Source organism: Streptomyces sp. NBC_01460, from assembly GCF_036227405.1.
Classification (GTDB): domain Bacteria; phylum Actinomycetota; class Actinomycetes; order Streptomycetales; family Streptomycetaceae; genus Streptomyces.
The window spans coordinates 2683976-2706262 of the sequence record NZ_CP109473.1 but is presented as its reverse complement, the minus strand read 5'-3'; the positions used below and the strand labels follow the sequence as shown (position 1 = coordinate 2706262).

The following is a 22287-nucleotide window of genomic DNA, read 5'->3' as shown; positions in this document are numbered from 1 at the left end:
CGGGCCGCCGTACCGCCCGGGGGCGTGCCTCAGACGGGCGGGGCGATGAAGACGCCGCGGTCGGGGTCGTTGAAGGACTCCTTGGCGACGATCTCGTTCATGGCGTTGGCGGTGCCCCACTGGTCGGTGACTTCGGGCCGGGAGAAGTCGTAGACGTGGGGGTGCCAGGTGTCCTCGTCGAGGTTCTCCAGCTCGGTGGTGTACTCGACGGTGTTGCCGTGGGGGTCGAGGAAGTACGTGAAGGTGTTGTCGCCGGCCATGTGCCTACCGGGGCCCCAGACCTTCTTGAAACCGGCTCGCATGACGCGGCCGGAGCCGCGCATGTACTCGTCGATGCCGCGCATCTCGAAGGAGACGTGGTGCAGGGCGGTGTGCGGACCCTGGGCGATGGCCATGGAGTGGTGCTGGTTGCTGATCCGCATGAAGTGCATGACCTCGCCCATGTGCGGTGAGGAGAGCGTGTCGGAAAGGGCGAAGCCGAGGTGGCGCTCGTACCACTGACGGGTGCGGTTGAGGTCGGGGGAGTTGAGGACGACGTGGGAGAGCTTGACCGGGATGGCCTCCTTCTCCTCGATCTTCCGGTGCTGCCGGACCTCGACGTCGGCCGAGACCTCGATCGTGCGGCCGTCGACGTCGAAGAAGCGGAAGCCGTACCCCCCGCCCGGGGTGTCCACCGTGCCGGGCCGCGAGATCAGCTGCACGCCGCCGGCGAGGAGCCTCTCGGCGAGGGTGTCCACGTCGGCCGGGTTCGCGGCGCCGTAGGAGACGAGGTCGAGCCGCTTCTGCTCGGCCTTGCGCAGTCGTACGACGTACTGCTCGGGGGAGCCCTCGGCGGCGAGAAAGGAGATCCCGGAGTCCTCGGAGACCTTGGTGAGGCCCCAGACGCCGGCGTAGAAGTCGAGCTGTTTGTCGTAGTCCGGCACCGCCAGGTCGACGTGGCGCAGGTGGGTGAGCAGGCGTGCGCTCATGATGGTTTCCTCCTCGTTGAGGTTCAGGCGAGTCGCAGCAGGGCGGCGGCGTTGCCGCCGCGTACCGCGTCGAAGTCGGTCACGGACAGCCGCGCGGCGCGCAGGGCGCCGACCGGGTCCTCGGACCCCATGTCGAAGGGGAAGTCGGAGCCGAGCACGACCCGGTCCGCTCCTGCGACCTCGATCAACGAGCCCAGCACACGCGGGTCGTGCACGAGGGAGTCGAAGTAGATCCGCTTCAGGTAGCTGCTGGGCAGGTGGGCGCAGTCGGCGCCCGCGTCGGTGCGCGTCGACCAGGCGTGGTCGGAGCGGCCGATGTGGGTGGGCAGGTAGCCCCCGCCGTGGGCGGCGATCAGCTTCAGTCCCGGGTGCCGGTCCAGTACCCCGGAGAAGATGAGGTGGGAGAGGGCGGCGGCGTTCTCGGTGGGCTGGCCGACGGTGTTGGACAGGTACCACTGGTCGAGGCGTTCGTCGAGCGTGCAGCCGAAGGGGTGCAGGAACAGGATTGCGCCCGTCTCCTCCGCACGGGCCCAGAACGGCTCGTAGGCCGGGTCGGACAGCTCGCGCCCTGGAGCGTGGCTGGAGATTTCCACCCCGAGCAGCCCCTGCTCCAGCGCGTGGTCGAGCGCGTGTACCGCCAGACCCGGGTGCTGGAGGGGCACGAGCCCGAGACCGTGGAGCCGCTCGGGTGCCGCCGAACAGTGTGCGGCGGTGGCCTCGTTGGCGAGCCGGTACACCTTCTCCGCCGTGTCCTCGTCGGCCCAGTAGTGGTAGTGCGACGGGGAGGGGCTGACCAGCTGGACGTCCACACCCTGCGCGTCCATCGACGCGAGACGTACGGCGACGTCGGTCAGCTTCGGGATCCGCTCGCCGACCATGGGACCGCTGACGGCGAGAGCGGCGCGGCCGTTGCGCCGGGCGTCGAGCTGCTTGGCCTCGGCGTGGCCGGTCAGGCCGGCGACGAGTGCCTCGACCTCGGGCAGAAGGACGTGGGCGTGGACGTCGATTGTCGGGGTGGTCACGGCAGCTCCCGGAGCATGGTCATGGTGCGGCCCATCAGGCCGGGAACATCGGCGTCACGTACCCCGTCGAGCTGCCACTGCCCGATCTGTACGGAGGCCTCCACGACGGGACGGACCCGTGTGATGCGGCGCTCGTAGTACGCCTGGAACAGGGAGTCGTCCCAGGTGTCGGAGCCGGTCAGCATCTGCGCGAGGACCCAGGCGTCCTCCAGGGACAGGGCGGCGCCCTGCGCGAGGGTGGGAGGGCAGCAGTGGGCGGCGTCGCCGACGAGGACGACCCGGCCGCGGTGCCACGAGCCCTCGATCAGCATGCGGTCGAACCAGGTGTAGTTGACCTTGGACGGGTCGGTGATCGTCTCGGTGATCTCCGGCCAGAAGCCGCCGTAGGCGGAGGTCAGGCGGCGCATCTCGTCGGCGTAGGACTCCGGCGGGATGGAGGCGCGGTCGCGGTTCGCCTCGACCACGTACGCGTAGAGGGTGGTCTCGCTGGTGGGGCAGTACCCGGCGATGTGGGCCGGGCCGCCGTAGGCGAGGTCGGTGCGGGTCAGTCCCACGGGCCGTGGGGCGGCGACGCGCCAGATGGCCATGCCGGTCGGCTCCGGCTTCGCCGCGATGCCGATCGCGGCGCGGGTCGTGGAACCGAGGCCGTCCGCGGCGATCACCAGGTCGTAACGGCCGTCGGTGCCGTCGGTGAAGCGGACGGCGACGCCGTCGCGGTCCTGATCCAGGGTGGTGGCCCTGACACCGAGGCGTACGTCGGCTCCGCTGGCGCGGACGGCGTCGATGAGGATCTGCTGGAGCTGGGGGCGCTGCATGCCGACGGTTGCAGGGAGGTCGTCGCCACCGCTGCGGATGTCGTCCTGTGCGTGCAGGACCGTGCCGTCCGGGGCGGTGATGCCGACCGAGCCGAATCCGTAACCCGACGCCTCCACCTGCTCCCACACGCCGAGCTCACGCAGCACGCGCAGGGCGTTGCCCTGGAGGGTGATGCCGGACCCGGCCGTGGCGTTCCAGTCGTCCTTCGCTTCGATCAGATCGACGTCGACGCCGGCCCGGCGCAGCAGGACCGTGATGGCGTTGCCGGCCGCGCCGCCACCGATCACCAGGACCTTACGGGTTCTACTCATGGGGAACTCCCTTGTTCCTGGTGTTACTTGACGGCGATCGGGTTGACCGGGCTGCCGACCGCGCCGGTGATGGGCAGCGGCGCGGCGGTGAGCCAGAACGCGTAGACCCCGTCCGTCGCGCAGTCCTCGGCGAGTGCATCGAGGTCCCACATCTCACCGATGAGAAGACCGATGTTGGGGATGGCGACCTGGTGCAGCGGCTGGAAGGCGTGGTCGAACTCGTTGGGCCGCACCTCGAAGCCCCACGTGTCGGTGGCGATCGCGGCTATCTCCGTGCCGTGCAGCCAGCCGGCCGTGGTGAAGGACAGGCCGGGGGCCGGGCCTCCGGCGTAGTCGCCCCAGCCGTCGCGGCGGGTCCGGGCGAGCTGCCCGGTGCGCACCAGCACGATGTCACCACGGCCGACACCCACCCCTTGGGCCTCGGCCGTGGCGACCAGGTGTTCCGTGGTGATCGCGAAGCCGTCGGGCAACTCCCCGTCCTCACCCATCACGCGGCCGACGTCCAGCAGCACTCCCCGTCCCGCGACGTGCGGTGCCATGTGCTCGATGCCGGTGACCAGGTCGCCCTCGGAGGTGACGACCTTCTCGGCCGGGCGCCCGTTCCAGGCCTTGCCGTGGTCGAAGATGTGCCCGAGCCCGTCCCACTGGGTGGAGCACTGCAGCGGCATCGCGATGACGTCGTCGGCGCCGCCGAGCCCGTGCGGGAAGCCCTGCCCCGTGACGACGGCGTCCGTACCGGTGTCGAGCATGGTGTGCACCGGGTTGGTGCGCCGGCGCCAGCCCTTCTGCGGGCCGTCCATGTCGAAGCGCTGGGAGAGCGAGAAGCTGACACCCCGCCGGATGAGGGCCGCACCCTCGCGGCGCTTGGCCTCATCCAGGAAATTCAGGGTTCCCAGGACGTCGTCCGCACCCCAGCGCCCCCAGTTGGAGCAGGCTGTGGCGGCCTCGGCGATCGAGCGCTCGGGGTCGGTGCGGTCGAGGCTCATGAGGTCTCCTCCGCGACACAGCGGGTGCGCTGGACGCCGAGGCCGGTGACCGAACCCTCCATGACGTCCCCGTCGCGCAGCAGCCGGCCCCAGTGCATCCCGTTGCCGGCAGGACTGCCCGTCAGCACCACGTCGCCGGGCAGGAGCTGCGCGGTCTGCGAGGCGTAGGCCACTACACGGGCGACATCGAAGATCATGTCCTTGGTGGACTCGTCCTGCATGGTCTCGCCGTTCAACTTCAGCGTCACCTGCAGGTCGTCCGTGTCCGCGACGGACGTGGCCGGCACGATCCAGGGGCCGAGCGGTGTGAAACCGGGAGCGTTCTTGCTGCGCAGCCAGTCGGTGCCGATCTGGGGCATGTCCCGGCGGAAGACGGTCGCGCGATCGGTGAGGTCGTTGGCGATCGTGTACCCGGCGACGTGATCGATCGCCTCCTCGGCGGACACCTGGTAGGCGGGGCGGCCGATGACCGCGGCCAGCTCCAGCTCCCAGTCGGGCTTCCCGGCCCAGGCAGGGAGCACCACGTCGTCGTACGGGCCGGTGATCGCGCTCGGCAGACCGATGAACACGTAAGGCAGGTCCTCCGCCGCCCGGCGGTCCATGATCTCCGCCGCCTCCGCACGCCGCTCCTCCTCGGAACGCTCGTCGCCCGGGGCCTTGTGCGCGACGTGCAGGTCGATGACGTGCTGCCGGTAGTTCGCGCCCGACTGGAAGACCTGGCGCGGCTCGACGGGAGCGTGCACCTGGAAGTCCGCCAGCGGCTTCCGCTGCTGTCCGCCGTCCTCGGCCAGTGCTTCCAGACGAGGGAGGGTGGCCTCCCAGTCCTCCAGGAGACTCCGGACGGCAAGTCGGTCGTCGCCGAGAGCGGCTCGCAGATCGAGCACCTGGGCGTCGGGGGTGACCAGAGCGGGGAACGCGGGTCCCTCCGGGGCCGACAGTGTGGCGAGGGCGAACGGTCCGGCGAAGAGCGCGGATGCGGGTGCAGGTTTCACGAACATGTCCTCCTGATTGCGATGTGACTAATCTGGACCCGCCACCCACAATCATGGAAATAGATTGTGTGGATGCTAGCCATCCACGGTGTTAATTCACCCTGGTAGGCGCCATATCGCAAGGGGAAAGCCCGTGAACCTGTCCCGTCTGGACCTCAACCTCGTCGTCGCGCTGCGTTCTCTCCTGGAGGAGCGCAACGTCACGCGCGCCGGACAACGCATCGGGCTCAGCCAGCCCGCCATGAGCGCCGCGCTGGCCCGACTGCGCCGCCACTTCGACGACGACCTGCTCGCCCGGGTCGGCGGCCACTACGAACTCACCGCCCTCGGGCAGGTCCTGCTCGACCGCACCTCGACCGCCTACGACGTCCTGGAGCGCCTGTTCGCCAGCCAGGCCGACTTCGACCCGACGAGCGAGAGCCGGGAGTTCAAGCTGATCGCGTCCGACTACGCCGTCGCCGTCTTCGGCACCGAGCTCGCCAGGGTCATGCACGAGGAGGCCCCCGGCATCCGCCTGCGCTTCACCCAGCCCCCGACGTCCGTCGTCGACGACACGGGCACGCTGCTGAGCACCACCGACGGCCTGCTCATGCCGCACGGCGTCGTCAGCGACTTCCCCGCCACCGACCTCTACCAGGACAGCTGGGTCTTCCTCGTCGCGGACGACCACCCGAGCGTGGAGGACCGCCTGACCCGCCAGGATCTGGCACGGCTGCCCTGGGTCACCTACCAGCGCACGTACGACGCCCCGGCCGTGCGACAGCTCGGCATGCTCGGCGTCGAGCCGCGCGTCGAGGTCTCCGTCGACAGCTTCCAGCTGCTTCCGCTGCTGGTGGCCGGGACCCGGCGCATCGCCCTGATCCAGGAACGCCTCGCCCGCCTGCTGGCACCGCTCGCCCCCGTACGCGTGGTGGAGCCGCCGTACGAGGCGGTGCCGCTGCAGGAGGCGATGTGGTGGCACCCCGTACACACCCACGACGCCGCACACATCTGGCTCCGTGAAACGGCTGCCCGGGTCGGCAGGCGCATGACCGACACGCAGGAGAGGCCGGGGCCGTCCTGACGGGCGGCGGTGGCGCAGGGCCGAATCCCGGTATCCACGGCGTGGATCGATGGCATCAGAAAATCGGATCACGGCAGGGCTGGGCAGGCCATCGAGGGGGCCGCATAGTCGTGTCACATCGCTGCCCCCGCGCACCGACGTCCTCGCCGGACGGACCGGGCGCCACGCACACCCCCTTCCCGCCTCGCGCTCTGGAGTGCCGCTGTGTCCGCTCCCGCTGCCCCGCCTTCCCCTGCCTACGCTTCCCCGGACGTGCAGGGAAAGCTCCCTGCCGCCCTGCTCATGGCCGGCAGTTGCCTGCCAGTCCTCGGCGCCGTGTTGCTCGCACCGGTCCTGCCCCGCATGCAGGAGCACTTCGCAGACGTCGCCGGGAGCGCGGCGCTGGTTCCCCTGGTGCTGACCGTTCCCGCCCTGTCGTTGGCGCTGCTGGCTCCCTTCGCGGGTGTCATCGTCGATCGTCTCGGCCGCAAGCGCCTCCTGGTCGTGGCGACGCTCCTGTACACGCTGTTCGGCACGGTCCCGCTGTACGTGGACTCGTTGCAGGGCATTCTCGTCAGCCGTGTGCTGGTGGGGGTGGCCGAGGCGGCGATCATGACCGCGTGCACGACGCTGATCGGTGACTACTACTCCGGGCGCGTCCGCGACCGCTACCTCGCACTTCAGACCATGTGCGCATCGGCATCCGCCACCGTCTTCTTCGCACTCGGCGGAGCCCTTGGAGGGGCCGGCTGGCAGGCGCCGTTCTGGCTGTACGGAATCGGGCTGCTGCTCGCCCCCGCCATGGCCCGCGCGCTGCCGACGCCACAGCCTTCAGCCGGGGTGAAGCGTGAGCCGGCCGCTTTCGCGGCGGACAAGCGGCCCTTCCCGGTGCGCCGGATGGCTGGGATCTGCCTGTTGACCGCATTCGGTGCCGTCGTCTTCTACACCGTCCCCGTGGAGATGTCGTACCTCCTCGACGACCTGGGCGTCGACTCCACTGGAGGTATAGGTGCCGCCACCGCGGTCGCGAGTGCGGCCACCGTCCTAGGCTCGGTGCTCTTCACCCGGCTCACGAGCCACCCACAACGCCGTCTGCCCGTCGTCCTCCTACTGTGCGCCGCGGGTTTCCTTCTGATGGGACTGAGTGACAGCCTGCCCCTGTTGATCGCGGGCGCTGTGGTGAACTGCGTGGGCACGGGTCTGCTGTTGCCGTCCCTGCTGACGCTGGCCATGTCCCGCCTCGATTTCGCAGACCGGGGGCGCGGTACCGGTCTGTGGACTTCGGCGTTCTTCCTCGGCGAGTTCGCCTGCCCGCTGATCCTTCTCGGCGGCAAGGAGTCCCTCGGCGACCTCGGTTCGGCCGTCGGAGCACTCGGCCTGGTCACCCTGCTCCTCGCCGCTGCCCCGCTTCTCCTGGCCCGGCGGACGCCGACCGCCCCACTGCGCCATGCTCCTGAGCAGCCCTGACCTTCGAGGTCACCGCGCCGGCACTGCCAAGGTGGACCGGCGCACGACCAGTTCCGGTTGCAGTACGACGCGGGCATGCTCGTGAGCGGCGTCATGCGCGGTGTCCTCGATGAGGAGGCGGCCGGCCTGTCGTCCCATGGCGACGGTCGGTCTCCGTACCGTGGTCAGCGGCACGACGGCGGACGCGGCGAACGCGAGATCGTCGTAGCCGACCACTGCGATGTCCTCCGGCACCCTCAGCCCGGCCTCGTACAGGGCCTGCATCACCCCCAGAGCGAGCAGATCGTCGGCGCAGAAGACGGCGGTCGGCCGCGTCGGCATGCCGAGGATGCGCTGCCCGGCGTCCTTGCCCGCGCTCACCGTCATGTCCAGGCACGAGAGTTCGTGCAGGGAGACGGAGGGGAGTCCGGACCGGCTGACGGCATTGCGTGCACCCCTGCGCCTGTCCCGGATCGGTGCGAGCCGCTCGGGTCCGCCCACGTGGACGACGGATCGGTGTCCTTGCCCAAGCAGGTGACGGACCGCCGCGTGACCACCGGCGACGTCGTCGACACCCACAGAGCACCTGCCCGGTTCGGGCGCGCACTGGTCGGCCATGACGAAGGGCACCGCATGCCGACGGAACGCGGCCACCGTCCGGCCGACTCCGTCACCGGACATCAGCACGGCCCCGCGAAGCTGGTGCGAGGTGATCAGCGCGAGGTGCCGGGCTTCCTCCGCGAGGTCACGGGCGCCGGTGCACACCATGACGCCGAGGTCCGCCTTGCGGGCGGCCTGCTCGACGCCGGTGGTCAGCGCCGTGAAGGAAGGGCCCGCCGAGTCCAGCCCGACGACGGCGATCACACGGGAGGCCAGGCCGTGCAACTGCCGTGCGCCTTCGGTGCGTACGTATCCGATCGAGTCGATCACTTCGAGAACGCGCCTGCGTGTGGACTCGGCGACGATCTCCGGGCGGTTGAGGACGTTCGACACGGTGCCGAGCGACACGCCGGCCTCGCGTGCGACGTCCTTGATGCCGGTCCGGCGGGCCGCCACGCCCTTTTGAACCGTCCCTGCATCCGGCCGGGGCCCCGGTGCCGGGATCACCGTGGGAACGGTTGCGGGCGCCCGCCGAGGCATGGTTCAACGGCTCCCCGGGGCCGCGGTGCTGCCGCGTTGCACGAGACGCGGAGTCATGGTCGTCTGCATGGCACGGTCCCGTCTGCCTTCCACCCGCTCGATGAGCATGCGGGCGGCGGTGGAGCCCATGGTGTGTCCGGCCTGGTCGACGCTGGTGAGCTGAACAGTCGCCAAGGCGGCGAGAGCGGTGTCGTTGTAGCCCACCAGAGAGACGTCCTCGGGGATACGCAAGCCGAGTTCGTGGGCCGCGCGGTAGACGCCCAGAGCCGCGACATCGGCGCCAGTCATGACGGCGGTCGGCCGGTGTGTGGCCGTCAGCAGGGTCATTCCCGCCTTGAAGCCGCCTTCGTCCGAGTACGCGGCGTGCAGCACCTGCGCGTGCTCGGACAGTCCGTGCCGTTCCATTGCCTCCAGGTATCCGGCGGTCAGCACGATCTCGGGAGTGCGCTTCCACCGGTTGGCCTTGGTGCCCGGGGCCGAGACCAGGGCGATGTCGCGGTGGCCCAGAGAGACCAGATGGTCGACGACCAGGCCGGCTCCGATGTCGTCGGCATCGACGACCGAGTCGTGGATGTCGGATCCGTCGTGGTGGCCGAGGACCACGGTGGGCGTGTCCGCAGCCGTCGCCAGCACCTCGTGGCGCGACGTCCCCGGGGCGATGAGGATCAGGCCGTCCATCTGTCGGTCGACCATGGAGCGGATGGTCCTGGCCTGCTCCTCCGGCGAGAATCCTGCCGCGCCGATCAGCACGGTGTACTCGCTGTCGCGGAGTTCGTCCTGGACGCCGTCGAGGATGTCGGCGAAGAACGCGTTGCGCACGTTGTCCAGCAGCACACCGATCGTGTAGGTCCGGCCTCGCATGCCACGCGCCGCCGCGTGCGGGCGATAGCCGAGCTCGGCGATCGCCGCTCTGACCTTCTCCTGCATAGCCGGGCTCACACCGTAGGCGTTGCGCATCACCTTGGAGACGGCGGCGGTGGACACGCCCGCGTGCCGGGCGACATCGGTGATGGTTACACGCTTGTTCTGTCTGGGTGTCGCAGCCCGGTCCATCGTCAGTGCTCCGGATCTCGTAGTGGTGAGTGTAACGGTCTACACAGGTTCCCCGTGGGCCGTCAAGTGGTCTTCCGCAACACGGCAGTGTTACTTCTCTGTGTCTTGACGGAAAAGGATGGAGGGGTGCAGGGTGTTGCCCAATCTTAGTAGAGAACGTTTTACACGCTCTCCTCGTGGCAGGGCCTACGTCGCCCTTCGTGCCGCTCCGCAGCCTCGCCTTCCTCTCCATACTTCTTGGGAGTCTTCCGTGTCCCCTCGTATGTCCCGTGCCCACCGTGCACGCCTGAGCCTGTTCACCGCCGGTGCCGCCTCACTGTCGCTCCTGGCCACTGCCTGCGGCGGCAGCGGCGCCAGCTCCTCGTCCGCACCGAAGGACTTCAGCTACCTCAGCGTCACGGAGAACACCGCGGTCAAGACGGCGTTGACCACCCTGTCCAAGGGCGAGTGCGAGGCCCAGAACAAGGCCTTGCCGCTGAAGGTGGAGACGGTTCCGCAGGCAAGTCTCGACCAGAAGCTCCAGCTCCTGGCCGGTCAGGACGCACTTCCGGTGCAGTTCGCCGCAGGCAACGCCCCGGCGCTCACGAACCAGCTCGAAGGATCCGGGAAGATCGCCGACCTGGAGAAGGAACTGAAGGACCTCGGGGTCCTGGACCAGATCGAGCCCGCCGCCGTCTCGACGGTCAAGGCGCTCTACGACGGCAAACTGGCGGTCCTGCCGTACGAGTACAACATCGAGGGCATCTTCTACAACAAGAAGCTCTTCACCGAGAACGGCATATCCGAGCCCGCCACGTGGGACGCGCTGGTCGACGCCTCTGCCAAGCTCGAGAGCAAGGGCGTGCAGCCGTTCTCCGCGTCCGGACAGCAGGGCTGGCCTCTCACCCGCCTCATCAGCGGGTACCTCTACCGCAGCCTCGGTCCCGACGCGCTCAAGAAGGTCGCCGAAGGCAAGGCCGCGCTGACCGATCCCGAGTACGTCAAGGCCGCCGAGGAAGTCGCCGAACTCGGCAAGAAGGGCTACTTCGGCAAGGGCCTCGGCTCCATCGACTACGACACGGCGATGAACCAGTTCCTCAGCGGCAAGGCTGCCATGTTCTACATGGGCAGCTGGGCACTGAGCAACATCTCCGACGCCGAGCAGAACAAGGTCGGCGCCGAGAACGTCGGGTTCATGCCCTTCCCCGCGGTGGCCGGAGGCAAGGGCGCGATCGGCCAGTACCCGTCCAACGTCGGTCTGGGCATCACCCTTGCGAGGAAGTCCTTCGACGACAAGGCGGGCGACTGGACCGCCTGTATCGCCAAGAACTACGGCGCGACCGTGCTGAAGGACCAGGGAGCGATCTCCGGCTTCAAGGTCAACGGCGACGTCAAGGACGCCAACGAGGTCACCACGCAGGTCAGGGAGACCATCGGCGGGTCGAAGCAGAACGTGCTGTGGTTCGAGGCCCTCTTCAGTACCAAGGCCACCACGATCAGCCAGACCAACGCCGCGTCCCTGGTCAGCGGCAGCATGACTCCGCAGAAGTTCATGCAGACCGTGCAGGACGCCCTGACCGCCCAGTGACCGACCGGGGGCGGCCCAACCGGCCTCCTCGCACGCCCCGCACCCCGCGTGTGCCGCCCCCGGTCCCGCACGGCAGGTCTCTTCAACGGAAATGAAGTGGACACCACCCATGCACCGCGTCCTCGGTGACCGCAGGGCCATCCTGATCCTGCTCGGTCCCGCACTCCTCGTGTATTCCCTGATCATGCTCGTCCCGATGGTGTGGTCGCTCGGCTACTCCTTCACCAAGGGCAACACCATCGACGGCTTCACCGGCAACGGACTGGACAACTTCCAGCGCCTGTTCACCGACGAAGCCGTACGGGACGCGCTCTGGTTCACCCTCAAGTACGGCGCCGTCGTCACGGTGGGACAGGTCGTCGCTGGCTATCTGCTGGCCCTGCTGTACGTCTTCTTCCTCAAGAAGTCCTCCGCGCTCATCCGCACCCTGGCCTTCTTCCCCGTCGTGCTGCCCACGGTCGCGGTGGGTCTGCTGTTCCAGAAGTTCTTCCAGGTCGCACCGCAGACAGGCCCGGTCAACTCGCTGCTCAACGCGGTCGGAATCGACTCCATCGACTTCTTCGGAAGCGCGGGAAGCGCGTTCTGGGTCCTGATCGGCATGGACATCTGGCGCTCCATGGGCTTCTACGCCGTACTGCTCTTCGCCGGTCTGGTCGACATCCCCGACGAGGTCCTCGAATCGGCCCGCCTGGACGGGGCCTCGGGGCTCCGGCTGATCCGGCACATCGTGCTGCCGCTGTCCCTGCCGGTGCTGATGTCGTCACTCATCTTCAGCATCAACGGCACCCTGAAGGTCTTCGACTCCGTCGTCGCCCTCACCAACGGCGGCCCCGGCAGCGGCACCACGCCCCTGACCCTGTACATGTTCCAGACGTCGTTCACCTACAGCGACTACGGCTACGGCAGCACCATCGCCCTGCTGCTGACCGTGGTCTGCCTGCTGGTGAGCCTGGTCGTCTACCGCGTCTCGCAGCGCGACCTCACGGAGGGCTGAGCGCCATGGCCATCGACACACCTGTGAAGACCTCCGCGGGCCGCCGGCACCGAGCTCCTTCCGGAACCACCGGGCCGGTCCGCAGGGCCTGGGCACCGCGCCGGCTGGGGGTGAAGATCGTTGTCACCCTGCTGCTGGTCGTCGAGATCTACCCGTTGATCTGGATGTTCCTGACGTCCCTGAAGTCCAACGACGACTACCTCAACAACTCCACCTGGAGTCTGCCGACGACATGGGAGTGGGGCAACTACTCCGAGGCCTGGACCACCGGCCACCTGGGCCTCTACGTCCAGAACAGCCTCCTCGCCGTCCTGCCCTCCCTGGCACTCATGCTGCTCCTGGGAACGGCCGCGGGATTTGCTCTGCAGGTCATGGTGTGGAAGGGGCGCAGCCTCACCCTGCTGGTCTTCCTGGCGGGCATGATGGTGCCCCCGCAGATGATCCTTCTGCCGCTGTTCACCGTGTACTTCCAGACGGGACTGTCCGGCACCCTGTGGCCACTGATCCTCACGTACACCGGAACCGGCCTGCCGCTGACCGTCTTCATGATGGCCACGTACTACCGCACCGTCCCTCGTGAGCTTTTCGAGGCCGCCACCATCGACGGCGCCGGCATTCTGCGCGCCTTCTGGACCATCAGCGTGCCTCTGGTCCGCAACGCCCTGCTGACGGTCGGTCTGGTGCAGTTCTTCTTCATCTGGAACGACCTGCTCATCGCGCTGACCTTCACCAACAACCAGGATCTACGGACCATCCAGGTCGGCCTGCTCAACTTCACCGGCGACTTCGGCGCAACCCAGTACGGTCCGCTGTTCGCGGCCATCTGCATCAACGTGTTCGGCACCCTCCTGATCTATCTCTTCCTCAATCAGAAGGTCATGAAGGGCCTCACCTCGGGAGCGGTCAAGGGCTGAGACCCGCCCCCGCCCCGCTGCCGCACGTGTATGAAAGGTCCCCCTCTTGCTCCCCCCTCAGCCTTCACCGGTGTTCTTCGAGCACCTTCCGGACGGACTCGGCATCGGAGTCGCCGCCCCCCGTCTCACCTGGACTTTGCCACTGGGTGCCGGCGTTCAGCAGGCGTACGAACTGGAAATCGAGCGCGCCGGCAACCTCCACCACACGGGACGCGTCGACGACCCCGGCCAGATACTGGCCCCCTGGCCCGGCGAGCCACTGGCCTCGCGAGAACGCGCGACCGTCCGGGTCCGCGTCTGGACCCCGGACGACGGGGAGCCGTCGGCGTGGAGCGAACCCCGTGTCGTCGAAGCCGGTCTCCTCGACCCGACCGACTGGCAGGCGGTCCCCGTAGGCGCCGGATGGGACGAGGACCCGGAAGCCGAGCGATGCCCGGCCCGGGTCCGAAAGGACTTCGCGCTCGACCGCCCCCTCAGGCGCGCCCGCCTGTACGTCTCGGCGCACGGCCTGTACGAAGCCGAGATCAACGGCCACCGCGTCGGCGACGAGACACTGGCCCCGGGCTGGACGGTCTACCCGCACCGCCTGCGCTACCGCACCCACGACGTCACCGCCCAGCTCACCGAGGGCGCCAACACCATCGGCGCCTGGCTCGGTGACGGCTGGTACCGGGGCAAGTACGGCTTCGACGGCGGCACCCGCAACATCTACGGCACCGACCAGGCCCTGCTCGCCCAGCTGGAGGTGGAGTACGACGACGGCACCACCGTCGTCGTCGCCACGGACGGCACCTGGAGAGCGGCCCCGGGCCCGATCCTGACCAGCGGCCTCTACGAGGGCGAGACGTTCGACGCCCGACTGCACGACCCGCACTGGTGCACACCCTCGCCCACCTCCTCCGACACGTGGACGCCCGTACGGACCGGCAAACGAGACCCCGACACCCTCGTCGCACCCATGGGACCCCCGGTGCGCTGCACCGAGGAGATCCCCCCGGTCTCTGTCACCCGCACCGGCGATGGCCGCCACCTCCTCGACTTCGGCCAGAACCTCGTCGGCCGCCTCAGCCTCACCCTCGACGGACCGGCCGGCACCACCGTCACCCTCCGGCATGCCGAGGTCCTCCAGGAAGGCGAACTCGCCACGCGGCCACTGCGCGAGGCGTACGCCACCGACACCCTGATCCTCTCCGGCCGGGGCCCACTCACCTGGGAACCCCGCTTCACCCTCCACGGCTTCCGCTACGCCGAAGTCAGCGGGTGGTCAGCCGACTTGAGTACCAGCATGGTGAAGGCCCGGGTCTACCACACCGATATGCGGCGAACCGGCTGGTTCGAGTGCAGCGACGAACTGGTCAACCGGCTGCACGAGAACGTCCTCTGGAGCATGCGCGGCAACTTCGTCGACATCCCCACCGACTGCCCCCAGCGCGACGAACGCCTCGGCTGGACCGGAGACATCCAGGTCTTCGCCCCCACCGCGAGCTACCTCTACGACTGCGCCGGCATGCTCGACTCCTGGCTCACCGACGTCGGTCTCGAACAGCTTCCCGACGGCACCATCCCCTGGTACGTGCCCGTCATACCGGGCGAACCGATGTGGACGCCGATCCAGCCCGGAGCCGCCTGGGGCGACGTCGCCACGCTCACCCCCTGGACGCTCCACCAGCGCTTCGGCGACATCGATCTCCTCCGACGCCACTACCCCATGGCCACGTCATGGGTCGACCTCATGGAACGACTCGCCGGGCCGAGCCGTCTGTGGGACACCGGCTTCCAGCTGGGGGACTGGCTCGACCCCGCCGCCCCACCGGAGGACCCGGCGGCCGGCATCACCGACCGCTATCTCGTCGCCACCGCATACTTCGCCCACTCCGCCCGCCACCTCGCACTCTCCGCGACCGCGCTGGGAGAGGACGCAGACGCCGAGCGGTACGCCGCCCTGGCCGACGAGGTCACCGAGGCCTTCCGCCGCCAGTACGTCCTGCCATCCAGCCGCATGACCAGCGACAGCCCTACTGCCTACGCTCTGGGAATCGTCTTCGGCCTGCTCACCCCCCAGCAGCGGCAGCACGCGGGCGACCGGCTCGCCGAACTCGTCCTCGCAGACGACGCCCGGATCGCCACCGGATTCGTCGGCACCCCACTGATCTGCGACGCACTCACCGACACCGGCCACCTCGACGTCGCCTACCGCCTACTGCTCCACACCGAGTGCCCCTCATGGCTCTACACCGTGACCCAGGGCGCCACCACCATCTGGGAACGCTGGGACAGCCTGCGGCCCGACGGCAGCCTCAACCCGGGTGGCATGACCTCCTTCAACCACTACGCCCTGGGCGCCGTCGCCGACTGGCTGCACCGGGTCGTCGGCGGCATCACGGCCACAGCCCCGGGCTACCGGGAGATCTCCTTCCGACCGCAGCCCGGAGGAGGCCTCACATGGGCCCGCACCCGGCACGAAACCCCTTACGGGACCGCGTCCTTGTCCTGGGAAGTGACCGCCACCGGCCTCACAGCGCGCTGCACCGTCCCCGAGGGCTGCCGTGCCATCGCCGAACTGCCCGGCTGTGCGCCGATCACCCTGCACGCGGGGGAACACGTCCTCGATACCGCCGATATCCCTGGGGCGGTCTTCTGAATTATTGAAGAATAACCTCGTGCGGCCCGACACAGGCACTTCCTGTGTCGGGCCGCACGAGGTTATCTAGCTACCTCCGTGGGTTTTTGTATTTTCCTCGCGAATGGGCGGGATCCAGCGGAGTGATGGGGAGGTGGTCTTGTCTGGCCGCCGATTGAAAATTTCAAATCCATTTCAGCCGGATGGAGAGCTTCTTTGCTGGTCAGAGGCTTCTTTGAAGAGGTGCTGTCGGAGGGTTGACCTGGGTATGAACAGGCAATAGTTTTCCGCATGTTGGGTAAGGCGCTGCGTGCGTCGATGTCGATGAGCATCGGGTATCGCTGTCGTGGGATGCGGCAGAGCTATCTCGGTGGAATCTGCAAATGAGGCACACCTTGTATGTGTTCCACGCATGCGCAATTGCGCTACCCGTCTGTTGGGGCCGGCCAGGAACCTGACCTCCTGACCGGCCCCATTCCCCCCGCGGCGGCGCGTCACGCAGCCGCCAGAACGTATTCGGAGAGCCGCTGTGAACAGACGAAAATTTCTCTCTGCCGCCACCCTCACCGCATTGGCCGTGAGCATGGCTCCGGTCATGACCACACAGGCAGCCGCCGCGTCCGGCGCCGCCCCGCAGAACCGCGCCGACGCCCTGCTGGCCACGATGACGGCGACGGAGAAGGAAGCACTCGTACGCTGCGACTTCGCGGCCGTAGCCCACCTGGGGATTCCGGCCCTGACCATGGTCGACGCGTCCGCCGGCCTCCGCGGCGAGAAGGGGGTGACGGCCTTCCCCGTTCCCGTCGCCCAGGCGGCGACCTTCGACGAGGGCCTGGCGGGCCGCATCGGCAGGGCCATCGGCGCGGAGGGCAGGGGGAGGGGCTTCAACAACATGCTCGGCCCCACCGTCGACCTGACGCGAACCTGGCACTTCGGCCGTCAATCCGAGGGCATGGGGGAGGATCCGCTGCTCGCCGGGTACCTGGGAGCGGCCGTCACGGTCGGGATGCAGAGCCAGCAGGTGGCTGCCACCGTCAAGCACTTCGCCGCCTACACCCAGGAGTCCGACCGGTTCTTCATCGACGCCAAGGTCTCCGACCGGGCCCTGCACGAGATATACGAGGCGCCTTTCCGCCGGGTGGTCGTCGCCGCGCCGACCACCTCGGTGATGATGGCCTACCCGAAGATCAACGGCACTTTCGCGACGCAGAACCCGGCTCTCTTCGACGACCTGAAGGAGGGACTCGGACTCCAGGGCTACACGGTGCCGGACTTCTGGGCCGGCGATGACCAGGTCGCAGCCTTTCGTGCCGGTATGGACCTGGCCGGACTCGGCCCCGGCGCAGTGAGGATTCCGCCGGGCGGACTCACGGGGGGAGCGATACCGGGCGCGCGGCTGGACGACGCCGCGCGCCGCATCCTCGTCACGATGTTCGCGAACGGCCTCTTTGACACCCCTGTCCCCGCTCCCGCCGACAACGTCAGCACCCAGGAACACCGGGACCTCGCCCACGAGGCGGCCATCGCCTCAACGGTCCTGCTCTCCAATCGCTCCGCGGCCCTGCCTTTGCCTGCCTCGGTGAAGTCGCTTGCCGTCATCGGCCCGGCGGATACTGACGTGTTCACCGGTGTTGCCGGATCGACCTACGTCGACCCCGGGGCCTGGACCACTCCTCTGCAGGCCGTTCGTACCCGTGCGGGAAGCTCCGTCAAGGTCACTCACTCCCAGGGGACCAAGGGAGACCTGCCTCTGGCTGTGGTGCCGTCGACCGTGCTGCGTGACGGCAAGGACAAGGCCGGCCTGGCGGCCACGTACTTCGCGGGCGCAGATGCCACCGGGACCCCGGTCGTGACGAAGACCGACGCGACCGTGGACTTCACCACCGCGCCCGCGGCGGATCTGCCCGCCGTCTGGTCGGCGAAGTGGACCGGCACCCTCGTGCCGACCACCACCGGTCTGCACCGCTTCTCCCTGCTGCCCGCCGGCACGACCACACTGAAGATCAACGGCGTCACGGTCGTCTCCGGCACCCGGCAGATGCGCAGGTTCTTCCTCGGACCGTTCGACTACCCGCTCCAGGGCACCACGCAGCTGACCGCGGGCCGCGCGGTCAGCGTCGAACTGACCTACACCAACGCCACCGCCGAGACCGGCACCTGTGGTCTGACCCTGGGCTGGCAGCCCGACTCCTTCATCCCCGCCGCGGTCAAGGCGGCAGGGGCGGCCGACGCCGCCGTCGTCTTCGTCAACCGGGTCGCCGGCGAGGCCATGGACCACGCAGGCCTCGACCTGCCCGGGGACCAGAACCAGCTCATCACCGCCGTGGCCGCAGCCAACCCCCGCACGATCGTCGTCCTCAACACCGACGGCCCCGTGGCCACCCCTTGGCTCAACGACGTGGAAGCCGTGATCCAGACATGGTACGGAGGCCGCGGCACGGGCACCGCCCTTGCCGCAGTCCTCTTCGGCGACAGGGATCCCACCGGCCGTCTCCCCGTGACCTTCCCCGCCGACGCGACCCAGGGGCCCGGTAGTACGCCCGCGACCTACCCCGGCACGAACGGCGCCGTCACTCATGACGAGGGCATCGCCATCGGCTACCGGTACTACGACGCCAAGGGGCAGCAGCCCCGTTTCCCCTTCGGTCACGGCCTGTCCTACACCTCCTTCGCCCACGGCTCGCCGGAAGCGGCCTACGACCAAGCGACCAGGAACGTCACTCTCTCCGTCAACGTGACCAACACGGGCCGGCGCAAGGGCACCGAAGTGGTCCAGATCTACGCCGCGCTGCCCGGAGCGGCAGCGGCGGAGCCACGCCGTCTGGTCGCCTTCCGCAAGGTCACGCTGGAGACGGCGGGTTCACAGCGGTTGGCCTTCACCATCCCGGCACAGGACCTGACCGTATGGAAGTCGGGCGGCTGGGCCCTCGTGCCGGGCTCCTACACCTTCGCCACCGCACGTTCGTCCCGTGACCTGACGGCACAGCGAACCGTGACCATCCGCTGAGCGTTGACCGTTCCGATTGCGCGGCCCGTTCCCTGTCGAACCAGGCGGGGAACGGCCCGCGATATGTTGCCTGCGCACAACGGTCGCCGCCCGCGGTGGCGTGAGATCAAGTGCACCGCGGCGAAGCGCCCGTCGCCGACACCTCGGTGGGCCCCATGCACCAGAGTGAATCCGCCTGCTCCGGGGAGGCACAGCATGATCGCCGACTACCGATCGTGACTCTGCGGGCTGGGCAGAAATCGGCCGAGAGCGGCAAAGCTCACCGGCCGGCAGGGGAGAAGCAGCCGGGATGAGCGGCTGGGCCTCCCCTGCGGGCCGGTGCCTGAGCTTGCGAGGGACGCGGTGTCAGCGGTGCAGCGAACGCTGCACCGATCCCCGGTCGAGCCGGATCGACAAGGATGCAGCCGGATGGAAACGGGTGGCTATGTCCGTTGTTTCGGCATCGCCGCAGGTGAGAGGCGTCACGCTTATGGGTTCGAGTCCCACCCGCCCCACCACTGCAGAAACGTCGTGACCTGCAGATACGCCCGATTGATGAGCCGTCGGGCAGGCGCGGTACCGCACGAGTACCGCACGGAGCCCTCGTACGCTTGTCCCCATGGCCTCCAGCAAGACGAAGAAACTGAGCTCCGGGGAGACCTCGCACATCGTCTACTGGCGCGCCGGGGGCGGTCGCGCCGGCGCGTGGTGCAACGAGACCTTCGACGATTCGGCTTGGTCAAGCCTGACGAGCCGGCGGTGCCTGCTGCTGAGATGTTCGTCGTGTACGCACACACCTATGTGGGCCTGCTCACCGATATATCGGACCACACACGCACGAACTACACCAGATTCATCCTGGTCCGCTGCATCCTGCCGGGACCGAACGCCGACCGTACGCCGCGAAGACGATCGCGAACCTGCATGGCCTGCTGTTCAGCATTCTCCAGTCGGCCGTGACCGCCGATCCACCGCTGCGCGACTCGAATCCCTGCGCACACACCCGGCTGCCCAAGGGGAACGACACGGAGGGCGACGAGGTCTTCCTCGAACCTGACGAGTACGCCGTCCTCCGGCAGCACGTACGGGCGGACGCCCTGGACATCGTCGATGCTCTGGTGAGCACCGGGCTCCGCTGGGGCGAGATAACGGCGCTTCAGCCCCGCGACTTCACGCTGGTGGGGAAAAGGCCGACGCTCCGCGTGCAGCGGGCCTGGAAGAGGCGCGGCGAGGGAGAAACGTTCCTCGGCGCTCCCAAGACGAAGAAGTCACGTCGCACCCTCGTGCTGACGCCGGAGCAGGTGAAACTGTTCCAGCGGCGTTGTCTGGATGATGTCACTGCCCTCAGCGGGGATCAGCGTCTGCCACCGTGCGTCGGAGGGCGCCGTGAAGTCCTGCACGGCGTCGTGGAAGTTCCGGATCAGCCGTGCCACGCAAGCCAGTTGTCGAGCGGGTTCCATCAGCGAGAACCGGTCGGGCCGGACCACATCTCCCGGCATGAAGGTCAGGACCTCACGCCCCTGATCGTCAATGCCGAGCGGACGAGGCGCCTCGCCGAATCCCACCCCGTGCAGGTGTGCAAGCAGGGCATGCACAGCGGGAGGCCATGGTCCAGTCGGACGGCGAGCGGTGTCGCCGACGCGAACGACACGGGCATGGCTTCGCTCATCTCCGGCGAACGATGCATCACACCGCTTCGGGGTGGCCGAACAGCCGATCGGAGCCAACTCTGCTCTTGTCCGAGTCAGTTCGGATGCTCCACCCGGCGCCAGGAGGTCTGTGCCGTCAGTCGCTGCGGCGTCACCGGCTTCGACCGCACAGGTGAGAAAGAGATGAATTCGTGACCGTCGGCTAGGTCGCTGAATGTCCACTTCGCGGAGAAGTGATGATGATCTAATGCCCAAGTCGATGGCTGGGGCATGCAGATGGCGTCCACCGCGCGTCCAGTCCTCGACGTTGAACCGACGTGCGCCTGGGGGGGGAGGGGGGACGCTGCATCAATGCGTGGGGGAGAGGGATGACATCGGCCCCGACCGGCGACCGGCGACGTCGCTGCGGACGCAGCGGCGGAGTTCGCCGGTGCGGACGCGGCTTCGACGGCAGTCGGCCGCGGAGAGTCCGGCACGATGTTCTCGACCTCGCCTCCCTCAAGTCACGGTGACAGGCGGCCCGTTCAAGCAGCCTTCGTTCGTACGTGGTGTCCGTGGCCGGGCTCACTGAGCAGGACGGCGGACGGGCGGCCCGTGGGTCGGCCAAGGCGTCGCGAGTGCTGGAGCCGCCACCCGTGCCGTACTCGACACATGTGAACGGGAACACCGACTTCCCGGGAATCCCGGCTCCCGAATCGTGGTGGGCCGGTCACTCCGTGCCTGTTCGCCATTGGTGCGAAAGCTCCTCTTCACGAGCGTCTCGGCGCTTCACGACATCACACAGAGAAGGAACCCGTGCACGTCCCCAGGAAAGCGTCCACTGCCGCGACTGTCATGCTCGCGGCAATACTTCTCAGCTCTTGTTCGCAGTCCGAGCCCTCCTCGGGCGCCGCTGCGAAAGAGACGCAGGCCGACCGGAGCGAGTGGCCGGAGGAACTGCCCAGTTCCGGACTGGTCAAGGGCCTGGAACTTCCGCTCGAAGGCTACATGGTCTCGTACGCGGATCAGGTCGTCATCGACTCCGCTCTGCGCACGCTTCAGACGGAGTGCATGGCCGAGTACGGATTTACGGTCGACCTGCCACGGCCTGGGGTGAACCCGCCTGCGAGCAGTAACAGCATGAACATCGAACGGCGTTACGGCATCACTGACCGTGCCCAGGCGGAGAAGTACGGATACCTGCTCCCGCCCGAGCAGCAGAAGTACACCGCCGAGCAGACGCCCGACCTGCCAGACATCCAGGTCGAGGTTCTCACCGGGCGCACCAAACCGGAACCGCTCGCCCCTCCCACCGGCAGCGACGGTGCCTACTCCGGGTCGGGCGACAAGACCAAACCGGCTCGCGCCGAGTACGACGGCAAGAAGCTGCACGAAGACGGCTGTGTCGGATGGGCGAAGCGGAAACTCAAGCTCAATGAGTCCGATGCGGGATTCGTCGTTCAGCTCGCGTCGACAGGAGTTTCCGAATCCCGCCCCCACCAGCCGGTCGAGAAGGCCATCACCAAGTGGTCGGCCTGCATGAAGGGCAAGGGCCACGCCGCCTCGGATCCGTACAGGGCCATGGAACAGGGCCTCGGCGGCACCGACACCGACGACTCGATCGCGCTCGCGCTGGACGACATCGACTGCAAGGAGCAGACCCGCCTGATCGAGGTCTGGTTCAAGGAGGAGTCGGCAGTGCAGAAGCAGCTGATCAAAAAGAACAAGGACCAGCTCACTGCCGTCGAAAGGCGCATGAAGGAAGTCCTTACGGCCGCCAAGGCCGTCAAGTAGATGACCAG

At 68.2% G+C, this 22287-nt stretch carries 16 protein-coding genes; 9 read left to right on the top strand and 7 right to left on the bottom strand.

Translation table 11 applies throughout. The features are described 5' to 3' along the window. Nucleotides 1–29: 29 nt before the first annotated feature. The 5 genes from OG488_RS12040 to OG488_RS12020 are packed head-to-tail and all read right to left on the bottom strand — an operon-like array spanning nucleotide 30 to nucleotide 5101. Nucleotides 30–968 carry a VOC family protein gene (locus tag OG488_RS12040; protein WP_329228617.1) on the bottom strand — a complete coding sequence of 313 codons (939 nt, stop codon included), beginning with the start codon at nucleotides 966–968 and terminating at the stop codon, nucleotides 30–32. Between the two features lie 23 nt (nucleotides 969–991). Then, entirely contained in the window at nucleotides 992–1990 is a 999-nt protein-coding gene (locus OG488_RS12035; protein WP_329228615.1) for an amidohydrolase family protein, read from the bottom strand. Continuing rightward, nucleotides 1987–3117, bottom strand: coding sequence for an FAD-dependent oxidoreductase (locus OG488_RS12030; RefSeq protein WP_329228613.1), 1131 nt, complete (start codon nucleotides 3115–3117; stop codon nucleotides 1987–1989). Before OG488_RS12030 ends, OG488_RS12035 begins: the two co-directional genes overlap by 4 nt. Nucleotides 3118–3140: 23 nt before the next feature. Continuing rightward, complete coding sequence (locus OG488_RS12025; protein ID WP_329228612.1) at nucleotides 3141–4103, bottom strand: cyclase family protein; 963 nt, start codon at nucleotides 4101–4103, stop codon at nucleotides 3141–3143. Beyond that, nucleotides 4100–5101, bottom strand: coding sequence for a fumarylacetoacetate hydrolase family protein (locus tag OG488_RS12020; protein WP_329228610.1), 1002 nt, complete (start codon nucleotides 5099–5101; stop codon nucleotides 4100–4102). Before OG488_RS12020 ends, OG488_RS12025 begins: the two co-directional genes overlap by 4 nt. Before the next feature lie 127 nt (nucleotides 5102–5228). On the opposite strand from OG488_RS12020, the gene OG488_RS12015 reads away from it, so the two are divergent. Both OG488_RS12015 and OG488_RS12010 read left to right on the top strand, forming a co-directional pair. After that, entirely contained in the window at nucleotides 5229–6158 is a 930-nt protein-coding gene (locus OG488_RS12015; protein ID WP_329228608.1) for a LysR family transcriptional regulator, read from the top strand. Nucleotides 6159–6410: 252 nt separating this feature from the next. Then, complete coding sequence (locus tag OG488_RS12010) at nucleotides 6411–7604, top strand: MFS transporter (RefSeq protein WP_443074211.1); 1194 nt, start codon at nucleotides 6411–6413, stop codon at nucleotides 7602–7604. Between the two features lie 9 nt (nucleotides 7605–7613). Here the strand turns inward: OG488_RS12010 and OG488_RS12005 are convergent, their stop codons facing one another. Both OG488_RS12005 and OG488_RS12000 read right to left on the bottom strand, forming a co-directional pair. Next, entirely contained in the window at nucleotides 7614–8639 is a 1026-nt protein-coding gene (locus OG488_RS12005; RefSeq protein ID WP_329228606.1) for a LacI family DNA-binding transcriptional regulator, read from the bottom strand. An 87-nt stretch (nucleotides 8640–8726) separates the two neighbouring features. Then, nucleotides 8727–9776, bottom strand: a complete 1050-nt coding sequence (locus OG488_RS12000; protein WP_329228604.1) for a LacI family DNA-binding transcriptional regulator — start codon at nucleotides 9774–9776, stop codon at nucleotides 8727–8729. A gap of 250 nt (nucleotides 9777–10026) precedes the next feature. Here OG488_RS12000 and OG488_RS11995 point away from each other — a divergent pair, with 250 nt between their 5' ends. The 7 genes from OG488_RS11995 (at nucleotide 10027) to OG488_RS11965 (ending at nucleotide 22279) form a co-directional block, all read left to right on the top strand. Continuing rightward, nucleotides 10027–11343: an ABC transporter substrate-binding protein gene (locus OG488_RS11995; protein ID WP_329228602.1), complete on the top strand. Its 1317-nt coding sequence runs from the start codon at nucleotides 10027–10029 to the stop codon at nucleotides 11341–11343. A gap of 91 nt (nucleotides 11344–11434) precedes the next feature. Beyond that, the gene (locus OG488_RS11990) at nucleotides 11435–12337 is read left to right on the top strand and encodes a carbohydrate ABC transporter permease (RefSeq protein ID WP_329228600.1); all 903 of its coding nucleotides are present in this window, start codon (nucleotides 11435–11437) and stop codon (nucleotides 12335–12337) included. A gap of 5 nt (nucleotides 12338–12342) precedes the next feature. After that, nucleotides 12343–13251, top strand: a complete 909-nt coding sequence (locus tag OG488_RS11985) for a carbohydrate ABC transporter permease (RefSeq protein WP_329228598.1) — start codon at nucleotides 12343–12345, stop codon at nucleotides 13249–13251. Nucleotides 13252–13321: 70 nt separating this feature from the next. After that, on the top strand, nucleotides 13322–15892 hold the full coding sequence (locus OG488_RS11980) for a family 78 glycoside hydrolase catalytic domain (protein WP_329228596.1): 2571 nt from the start codon (nucleotides 13322–13324) through the stop codon (nucleotides 15890–15892). Between the two features lie 574 nt (nucleotides 15893–16466). Beyond that, a complete protein-coding gene (locus tag OG488_RS11975; protein ID WP_329228593.1) occupies nucleotides 16467–18878 on the top strand; it encodes a glycoside hydrolase family 3 protein in 2412 nt (803 codons plus the stop codon). Between the two features lie 935 nt (nucleotides 18879–19813). Next, nucleotides 19814–20701 (top strand): hypothetical protein, encoded by an 888-nt coding sequence (locus OG488_RS11970; protein WP_329228591.1) that lies wholly within the window; start codon nucleotides 19814–19816, stop codon nucleotides 20699–20701. A gap of 600 nt (nucleotides 20702–21301) precedes the next feature. Continuing rightward, a complete protein-coding gene (locus OG488_RS11965; protein ID WP_329228589.1) occupies nucleotides 21302–22279 on the top strand; it encodes a hypothetical protein in 978 nt (325 codons plus the stop codon). Nucleotides 22280–22287 lie beyond the last annotated feature (8 nt).

Coding starts and splice junctions, on each gene's coding strand:
- OG488_RS12020 (WP_329228610.1), bottom strand. CDS start 5,101: ATGTTCGTGAAACCTGCACCCGCATCCGCGCTCTTCGCCGGACCGTTC.
- OG488_RS12025 (WP_329228612.1), bottom strand. CDS start 4,103: ATGAGCCTCGACCGCACCGACCCCGAGCGCTCGATCGCCGAGGCCGCC.
- OG488_RS11975 (WP_329228593.1), top strand. CDS start 16,467: ATGACCACACAGGCAGCCGCCGCGTCCGGCGCCGCCCCGCAGAACCGC.
- OG488_RS12000 (WP_329228604.1), bottom strand. CDS start 9,776: ATGGACCGGGCTGCGACACCCAGACAGAACAAGCGTGTAACCATCACC.
- OG488_RS12040 (WP_329228617.1), bottom strand. CDS start 968: ATGAGCGCACGCCTGCTCACCCACCTGCGCCACGTCGACCTGGCGGTG.
- OG488_RS11990 (WP_329228600.1), top strand. CDS start 11,435: ATGAAGTGGACACCACCCATGCACCGCGTCCTCGGTGACCGCAGGGCC.
- OG488_RS11985 (WP_329228598.1), top strand. CDS start 12,343: ATGGCCATCGACACACCTGTGAAGACCTCCGCGGGCCGCCGGCACCGA.
- OG488_RS12030 (WP_329228613.1), bottom strand. CDS start 3,117: ATGAGTAGAACCCGTAAGGTCCTGGTGATCGGTGGCGGCGCGGCCGGC.